At 74.9% G+C, this 8,037-nt stretch carries 6 protein-coding genes and 1 tRNA gene; 4 read left to right on the forward strand and 3 right to left on the reverse strand.

The genetic code is table 11. The features are described from left to right. A partial coding sequence (locus OP86_RS31505) for a TerD family protein (RefSeq protein ID WP_033334257.1) occupies nt 1-783 on the reverse strand: 783 nt, incomplete at its 3' end. A 338-nt stretch (nt 784-1,121) separates the two neighbouring features. Here OP86_RS31505 and OP86_RS31510 point away from each other — a divergent pair. From OP86_RS31510 to OP86_RS31520, 3 genes are all read left to right on the forward strand, one after another. Further along, complete coding sequence (locus tag OP86_RS31510) at nt 1,122-2,327, forward strand: HpcH/HpaI aldolase/citrate lyase family protein (RefSeq protein WP_030058704.1); 1,206 nt, start codon at nt 1,122-1,124, stop codon at nt 2,325-2,327. 93 nt (nt 2,328-2,420) lie between these two features. After that, on the forward strand, nt 2,421-4,991 hold the full coding sequence (locus OP86_RS31515; protein ID WP_106973562.1) for a phosphoribosyltransferase: 2,571 nt from the start codon (nt 2,421-2,423) through the stop codon (nt 4,989-4,991). Next, the gene (locus OP86_RS31520) at nt 4,991-5,821 is read left to right on the forward strand and encodes an HAD family hydrolase (RefSeq protein WP_030058701.1); all 831 of its coding nucleotides are present in this window, start codon (nt 4,991-4,993) and stop codon (nt 5,819-5,821) included. The genes OP86_RS31515 and OP86_RS31520 overlap by 1 nt, the downstream gene beginning before the upstream one ends. Nucleotides 5,822-5,959: 138 nt before the next feature. Here OP86_RS31520 and OP86_RS31525 read toward each other — a convergent pair whose 3' ends face one another. Both OP86_RS31525 and OP86_RS31530 read right to left on the reverse strand, forming a co-directional pair. Then, nucleotides 5,960-6,175, reverse strand: a complete 216-nt coding sequence (locus OP86_RS31525) for an FmdB family zinc ribbon protein (protein WP_030058700.1) — start codon at nt 6,173-6,175, stop codon at nt 5,960-5,962. A gap of 94 nt (nt 6,176-6,269) precedes the next feature. After that, a complete protein-coding gene (locus OP86_RS31530) occupies nt 6,270-7,634 on the reverse strand; it encodes a coiled-coil domain-containing protein (RefSeq protein WP_030258362.1) in 1,365 nt (454 codons plus the stop codon). A gap of 187 nt (nt 7,635-7,821) precedes the next feature. On the opposite strand from OP86_RS31530, the gene OP86_RS31535 reads away from it, so the two are divergent. After that, nucleotides 7,822-7,896: transfer RNA gene (locus OP86_RS31535), tRNA-Val, on the forward strand. Nucleotides 7,897-8,037 lie beyond the last annotated feature (141 nt).

The raw sequence follows: 8,037 nt of genomic DNA on the forward strand, positions 1-8,037 counted from the left end.
GTTCGCCGGGGCGCCGGTGGCGGCGACCGGGGCCGGGGTGGCCGGGGCCTGCGGCTGCGGGACGGCCGGGGCCAGCGTGAAGGTGCCCGGCTCGGGGGTGGTCGAGCGCGGGTCCGGCAGGGGGGTGCTGCGCGGGTCGACCGCGCCGGTGGGTGCGGCGGTGGAGGCGGGCGCCGGGGCCGGGGTCTGGGGCTGAGCAGGGGCCTGGGCCGCATCGGGCGCGGTGCCCTCGGCCGCGTCGTCGACGGTGATGCCGAAGTCGGTGGCCAGGCCGATCAGCCCGGAGGTGTACCCCTGGCCGATCGCCCGGAACTTCCAGGACCCGGCCCGGCGGTACAGCTCGCCCGCGACCATGGCGGTGACGTTCTCGGCGTCGCTGATCGCGAATTCGGCGAGCGCGGGCGCGGATTCGCCGGCCGCGGCGTCGAACAGCAGCAGTCGCAGGCCCGGCACCGCGCGGAAGGACCCGCCCTCTGAGGAGCCGGCCAGCACCACGCGGTCCACCTCGGCGGGCAGCTTGCCGAGCTCGACCTCGACCGTGTCGATGATCTCGGCGCCGCCGGAGGTCTGCTGCTTGGGCAGGTGGCGGACCAGGCCGGACGGGTGGCGCGGTTGGTTGTAGAAGACGAAGTCGGCGTCCGAACGGACCTTGCCGTTGGCGCCGAGCAGCAGCGCGGACGCGTCCACGTCCGGCGCACCGGGCGCGGCGCTCCAGCGCAGCACGGCGCGGACCGCCGCCGCCGGCAGTGCGATGTTGGCGCCCTTGGCCATCACGTGCGTCATAGCCGACCATCCTGCCTGTTCGCCACCCCTTCGGACAACGTGACCGGACCGGTCCGCGCCGGGTCGGACTTTGCCAAGACTTGCGCTTTCCGGGGTTTGCCGCCCGAGGGCCCATGATCGTCCAAGTGGACCGGGATGTTCCGGGAGTTCAGTACCGGGGAACCGGGGGCGGCCGGATCCCGTCCGTACGATGACGGTCGAGTGGTCCCCGAAGGTTCGGCGCAGGGACGTCCGTCGGTGGCGGGTCCGGGGAACCATGGCACCCGGTCGGCCGGTTGACCAGGGTGTCGTCGCCGGCAAACGGCCGGGGGCCGGCCCACTTCCTGGAGGAGAGCACCATGCGCCATTTCGGCCACCTCGCCGAGGACGTACGCGGTCGGCTCTTCCTGGAACAGCCGCGCACCTTCACCGCGCGGAGCGAGCCCGAGGTGCTCGCCACCGCGCTCGGCGGCACCCTCTACTGCCCCGCCACCAGGCCCGCGCTCGCCGCCGACATCCGCAAACAGGCTGCTCGGGGCGTGGTGTCGATGGTGCTCTGCCTGGAGGACGCGATCGCCGACCACGAGGTGGGCGCCGGGGAGCGCAACCTGGTCGAGCAACTGAATGACCTGGTCAAGGATTTCACCGACTGCACACAGAGTCCTCCACTGCTCTTCATCAGAGTCCGAGCCGCCGCTCAGATCACCGACCTGGCCGAGCGGCTCGGCCCGGCCGTGGAGCTGCTCAGCGGCTTCGTGCTGCCCAAGTTCACCCCGGAGAACGGCGGCGCGTACCTGGCCGCCCTCGCCGCCGCCGAGGCCGCGACCGGGCGGCGGCTGTTCGCCATGCCCGTCCTGGAATCACCCGAACTCGCCCACCTGGAGACCAGGCGCGACCAGCTCTTCGGCATCGCCGACCTGCTCGCCGGACACCGGGAACGGGTACTGGCCGTCCGGCTCGGCGTCACCGACCTCTGCTCCGCGTACGGGCTCCGGCGCTCGCCCGACCTCACCGCGTACGACGTCGCGCTGGTCGCCGGCGTGATCGGGGACGTGGTGAACGTGCTCGGCCGGGCCGACGGCACCGGGTACACCGTCACCGGGCCGGTCTGGGAGTACTTCCCCGTGCAGGAGCGGATGTTCAAGCCGCAGCTGCGCCGCACCCCGTTCGCCGAAGGCTCGTTCACCTCCCCGGGGACGGCCCGGGCCTCCGGCGAGGAGATCCGCCGGCGGATCATCGAGCACGACCTGGACGGGCTGATCCGGGAGGTCGAACTCGACCGGGCCAACGGCCTGCTCGGCAAGACCTGCATCCACCCCAGCCACGTGCCCGCCGTGCACGCCCTCTCCGTGGTCACACACGAGGAGTACTGCGACGCCCGCGACATCCTCCGGCAGGAGCAGGACGGCGGCGGAGTGCTGCGATCGGCGTACACCAACAAGATGAACGAGGCCCGGCCGCACCGGGCCTGGGCGGAACGGATACTGCTGCGGGCGGAGGTCTTCGGGGTCGCCCGCGAGGACGTGAGCTTCGCGGAGCTGCTGTCGGCCTGCCTGTGCGACTGACTGTTCCTGCGGTCGAACCCGGGCCGATTCCCACGGTTCCCGTAGGGCGGATATGACGAACGCACCATCGCACCATCGAAGGCAGGACCAGTAGTGACAGCAACACCGCAGACGTGGACCGGCCACTGGGTCGCCGACCGGGCCGGGATCGCGCTGACCGGCTCCGAGCGCCTCCCCGAACTCGTCGGCCTGGCCCTCCGGGAGAACCGCAAGCGCGCCCACCTGCTGGTCTCCAACGTGCTCGGCAAGCACGTGCCGCAGCGGCCCTCGGTGGTCCACGGCGCCGGGCTCGAACTCGGGCGCAGGGTCCGCGAACTGCTGGGCGGGGAGGCGGCCGCGCGGGCCGTCGTGCTCGGCTACGCGGAGACCGCCACCGGCCTCGGCCACAGCGTCGCCGACGGCCTCGACGCCCCCTACCTGCACTCCACCCGCCGCCCGGTGCCCGGGCTGACCCCGCTCGGCGGCTTCGAGGAGGAGCACTCGCACGCCACCTCGCACCTGCTGCTCCCGGCCGACCCCGAACTCCTCACCGGAGGCGGGCCGCTGGTGCTGGTGGACGACGAGTTCTCGACCGGCCGGACGGTGCTCAACACCATCCGCGCACTGCACGCCCGCCACCCGCGCGACCACTACGTCGTGGTCGCCCTGGTCGACCTGCGCTCCGCCGACGACCGGAACCGGCTCGCCGACGCCGCCGCCGAACTCGGCGTCCGGCTCGACCTGGTGGCCACCGCGAGCGGCGGAGTCGAGCTGCCCGAGGACCTCCTGGACCGGGCCGAGCAGTTGATCGCGGAGGCGGCGGCCGAGGCACCCCCGGCTGCTGCCGTGTTCCCGGCCGTTCCCGCGCCGCTGGTCCGGGTCGGGCTGGACTGGCCCGCCGGGCTCCCGGACGGCGGCCGGCACGGATTCACCGCCCGCGACCGCGCCCGGCTGGACGCGGCACTGCCCCGGCTGGCCGGGCAACTCGCCGAAGCCCTGCCCGCCGAGGCGCGGCGGGTGCTCGTCCTCGGCTTCGAGGAACTGATGTACGCGCCGCTGCGCCTGGCCGCGGCCCTCGACGAGCAGCTCGGCGGCGACCGCGTCCGGTCCTCCACCACCACCCGCTCGCCCGTGCTGGCCGTCGACGACCCCGGCTACGCCATTCGCACCCGGCTGGTCTTCCCCGCCCACGACGACCCGCAGGACGACGACTCGCGCGAGCGCTACGCGTACAACGTCGCCCCCGGCAGCGACCCGGAGCGGCGCTTCGACGCCGTCGTGCTGGTCGTGGACGACGTCGCCGACACCCCGGCGCTGCACCGGGGCGAGCGAGCGCTGCTCGGCCAGCTGCGGCAGGTCACCGACCGGGTGGTGCTGGCGGTGCTGCCCTCGCACCGGCCGGTGCCCGTGACGGCAGCGGCGGCTGCGGCGGCCGTGGTGCCTGTGCCGGGGGTGCTGCCTGTGCTGCCCGCGCCGGCCGGGCTGCCCGCGCCGCTGTACGGGCCGGCGTTCTCCTCGTACCGGGCCGAGGAGGTGGCCTGGCTGCTCAAGGACCTCTCCGGCGTCGCGCTCGAAGTGCCCACCGAGGAACGCGAGGAGGCCGTCCAGAACGGCGGCGCGCACTACGCCGAGTCGCTGCCGGTCGAGTACCAGCCCAGCCCCGAGTACCAGGAGCTGTTCCACCAGGCGCTGCGCGGCTCCGCCCGCCGGATCGCGCTCGCCGTCGGCACCGTCGCCGAGACGCTGCTGCGCGAGCGCGGCCCCGGGCTGGTGCTCGCCTCGCTGGCCCGGGCCGGCACGCCCGTCGGCATCCTGATCCGCCGCTGGCTGGCCTTCGCCCACGGCCTGTCCGTGCCGCACTACGCGGTCTCGATCGTGCGGGGCCGCGGCATCGACCCGGTCGCGCTGCGCTACCTGGCGGCCCACCACCGGGCGCAGGACGTGGTGTTCGTGGACGGCTGGACCGGCAAGGGTGCGATCACCCGCGAACTCGCCGACGCCCTCACCGGCACCGGCTTCGACCCGGACCTCGCGGTGCTCGCCGACCCGGGCCGCTGCGTGCGCACGTACGGCACCCGGGACGACTTCCTGATCCCGTCCGCCTGCCTCAACTCCACGGTGTCCGGGCTGGTTTCGCGCACCGTGCTGCGGGCCGGGCTGATCGGGCCGGACGAGTTCCACGGCGCCAAGCACTACGCCGAGCTGGCCGGGAGCGACGTCTCGGCGGCCTTCCTGGACGCGGTGGCCTCGTGCTTCGCGCAGGTGCGCGCAGCGGCGGTCGAGGGCGCCGACCGGCTGACCGCCGACCCGGACCGGACTCCGGACTGGGCCGGCTGGGCCGCCGTCGAACGGATCAGCGCCGAGTACGGCATCGACAACGTCAACCTCGTCAAACCCGGCGTCGGCGAGACCACCCGGGTGCTGCTGCGCCGCGTCCCCTGGCGGATCCTCGCCCGCCGTGGCGCCGGCGCGGACCTGGACCACGTCCGGCTGCTCGCCGCCCAGCGCGGCGTCGAGGTCGAGGAGGTGGACGGGCTGCCGTACACCTGCGTGGGCCTGATCCACCCCCGCTACAGCCGCGGGGCGACCGGGGGCGACGGGCGGTCGGCGGCGTCGGGGGCGGGCGCGGGTTCCGGTTCGGGTTCGGGTTCGGGGTCGGCGTCGGTTGTGGGGAGGGATTCCTGATGGGTGTTCTGGTGGCCAGCGACCTCGACCGGACGCTGATCTACTCCGACCGGGCCCTCGCTCTGGACGTCCCCGACCGGCTCGCGCCGCGACTGCTCTGCGTCGAGGTGTACCAGGGACGGCCGCTGTCCTTCATGACCGAACAGGCCGCCGGGCTGCTCGCCGACCTCTCCCGGCAGGCCTGCTTCGTCCCCGCCACCACCCGTACGCCGGAGCAGTACCAGCGGGTCAGTTTGCCCGGCCCGACGGCTGGTTGGGTCCCCGCGTACGCGATCTGCGCCAACGGCGGGCAGCTGCTGGTGGACGGCGTCCCGGACCGGGACTGGCGGGCCGAGATCACCGGGCGGATCGCCGCCGGCTCGGCCCCGCTGGAGGAGGTCGTCCGGCGGCTCGCGTTCTGCGCCGACCCGCAGTGGACGCACAAGCGGCGCGTCGCCGACGAGCTGTTCGCCTACCTGGTGGTCGAACGGGCGGCGCTGCCGGCCTGCTGGCTGGAGGAGCTGACCGGCTGGTGCGCCGAGCGCGGCTGGACGGTCTCGCTGCAGGGCCGCAAGGTGTACGCCGTCCCGGTGCCGCTCACCAAGAGCGCCGCACTCGCCGAGGTCGTACGGCGGGCCGGGGCGACCACCGTCCTCGCCGCCGGGGACTCGCTGCTCGACGCGGACCTGCTGCTCGCGGCCGATGCGGGCTGGCGGCCGGGGCACGGCGAACTCGCGGAGAGCGGCTGGACGGCCCCCGGCGTCACCGCCCTGGCGGAGGTGGGGGTGACGGCGGGGGAGGAGATCGTCCGGCGCTTCCTGGCGGGGGCGACGGCCGTGCCGGTCGGCTGATTCGCGGGTGGTCCGCCGCCGAACTGCGGCTTTTCGGCCGTTGGTCGGTCGTCGGTCGTCGGTCGTCGGTCGTCGGCCGTCGGTCGGTCGTCGGTCAGGCGTCCGTCGGGCGTGCGTCGGTTCCCGGTCAGGCGTCGGTCAGCCGCAGCACCCGCCGCCGCAGCAGCCGCCCCCGCCCCCGCCGGCCGGGGCCTGCTGGGCGCCGGCCGCGCCGGTGACGGCGACGGTGGACAGCAGCTTCACGGTGTCCTCGTGGCCCTGCGGGCAGACGGCGGGGTCGCCGGCCTGCGCCATCGGGCGGCGGAGCTCGAAGGTGGCGCCGCAGGAGCGGCAGCGGAAGTCGTAGCGTGGCATGACGGCAGGGTACCGAGGAGTCGGCCACCGGCTCCAGAGGAGGCCGTCGGCTCCTGAGTGGGGTCGTCGGCTCCCCAGGCGGCCGCCGTCGGGCCTACCGGTGCCCCAGGTCGCCGCGGATCAGCCCGATCACCTGGGCCGCCGTGTCCCGCACCGCCGCCAGCTCGGTGAGGAAGTGCCAGTAGTCGGGGTGCCGGCCGGCCGCCTCCAGGGTGGCCACCGCGCGGTCCAGCCGGGCCACCGCCTCGTCCAGCGGGGCGGCGTGCCGCGGGTCCGGGGCGTTGCGCCCGGCCATCGCCAGTCGCTGCGCGTCCCGGATGGCGAAGCGGGCACGCTCGATCTCCCGGTTGGGGTCGTGCTGCACCTCGTTCAACTGCCGCAGCCGGTCGTTCACCGCGACCACCGAGCCGTCCGCGGTGTCCAGCAGCGCGCGGACCGTACCGATCGCGGCGGTGGCGTCCGCCCAGCGCTGCTCGTCCCGGGCGCGGGCGGCCTCGGCGAGCTTGCGCTCGGCGGCGCGCCCGCTCTCCGCGACCTGGTCCGGCACCCGCTGCAGGTCCTGCCAGCAGGCGGTGCTGAACCGGCGGCGCAGCTCGCTCAGGGCGGGATCGACCGTCGCCGCCTTGGTCTCCAACGCCTGGATCCGGGTCCGCAGGCTCGCCACCCGCCGGTCGATCTCCCGGGCCCGCTCCGGCAGCTGCCCGGCGTCGGCGGCGATCCCCTCGGCCCGCCGCTTCACGTCGTCCGCGCGCTGCAGGGTGCCCGCCACCCCGTGCCGGGCCGGGCCCTCGTTCAGCCGGCCCAGCTCCGGTGCCAGCTCGGCCAGCCGGGCCGCCAGGTCGTCCGCCCGCAGGCCGGCGCCGCGCGCCTCGTCCAGCGCGTTGGAGGCCGCGAGCAGTGCGCGCTTGGCCTGCTCGACCGCCGGGGTGACCCGCATCAGCTGCTGCTCGGCGTGCTGGAGGGTCGGCTGGAGGCGGTGCAGGAAGTCGTTCAGCTCCGCCTTGGCCGAGCCGAGCTGGCCCTTCACGTCCTCCAGTTGGCGCCTGGCCTGCGTGGCCGCGCCCGCGTCCAGGGCCTCGCTGTCCAGGTTGTGGGCGTCGAGCGCGCCCAGGTAGTTCACCGTGACCTGGTCGACCCGGCCGGAGATGGCCGCCAGCTCGGCCAGCGCACGCTGCGCCGTCGGCCCGTCCTCGGCCGCGCGGACGGTCTCCACGGCGAGCTGCACCTCGCGCTGCGTCTCCTCCAGCTCGTAGAACGCCTCCTGGGCCGCGGCCCGGGCCTCCCTGGCCCCCGCCCGTTCGCCCTCGCCGCCGCGCCGGCCCCACCAGCCGCCCGTCCCGGCCGACGCCAGGCCGACCGCCCCCAGCGCACCCGCCAGCACCACCGGCAACACCAGGGCGTCCGCCAGCGCACTCCCCGCCCGACGCCGCCCCCGCCCGCTCCCGCCGGCCACCGTCACTGCGCGCTCCCTGCTCCGACCCGCTTGATCCGGCCCCCATTCTCCCCGATCACCCCGCTCGCCCGTCACCCCCTCCCGGCCCCCGCCCCGGCCTCCTCCCCGGCCCCTTTCCGTCCGCCCGGCCCGCACCACTCTCCGGGACCAGGTACCCTAGGCACTCGTCGTGTGCCCGTCGGGCCACGGCCGGGGGCGCGTAGCTCAGCGGTAGAGCGCTGCTCTTACAAAGCAGATGTCGGCGGTTCGAAACCGTCCGCGCCCACCACAGCGAGGGCCGGTCCGGGAGGTGCACACCTCCGGGGCCGGCCCTCGGTCGTTGTCGGTGCCGGGGATCGTGGTGTCGCCAGGTGCTGTCTCTTATACACATCTGACGCTGCCGACGAGCGATCTAGTGTAGATCTCGGTG

Origin of the sequence: Streptomyces novaecaesareae (assembly GCF_000716875.1) — a bacterium.
GTDB lineage: Bacteria > Actinomycetota > Actinomycetes > Streptomycetales > Streptomycetaceae > Kitasatospora > Kitasatospora novaecaesareae.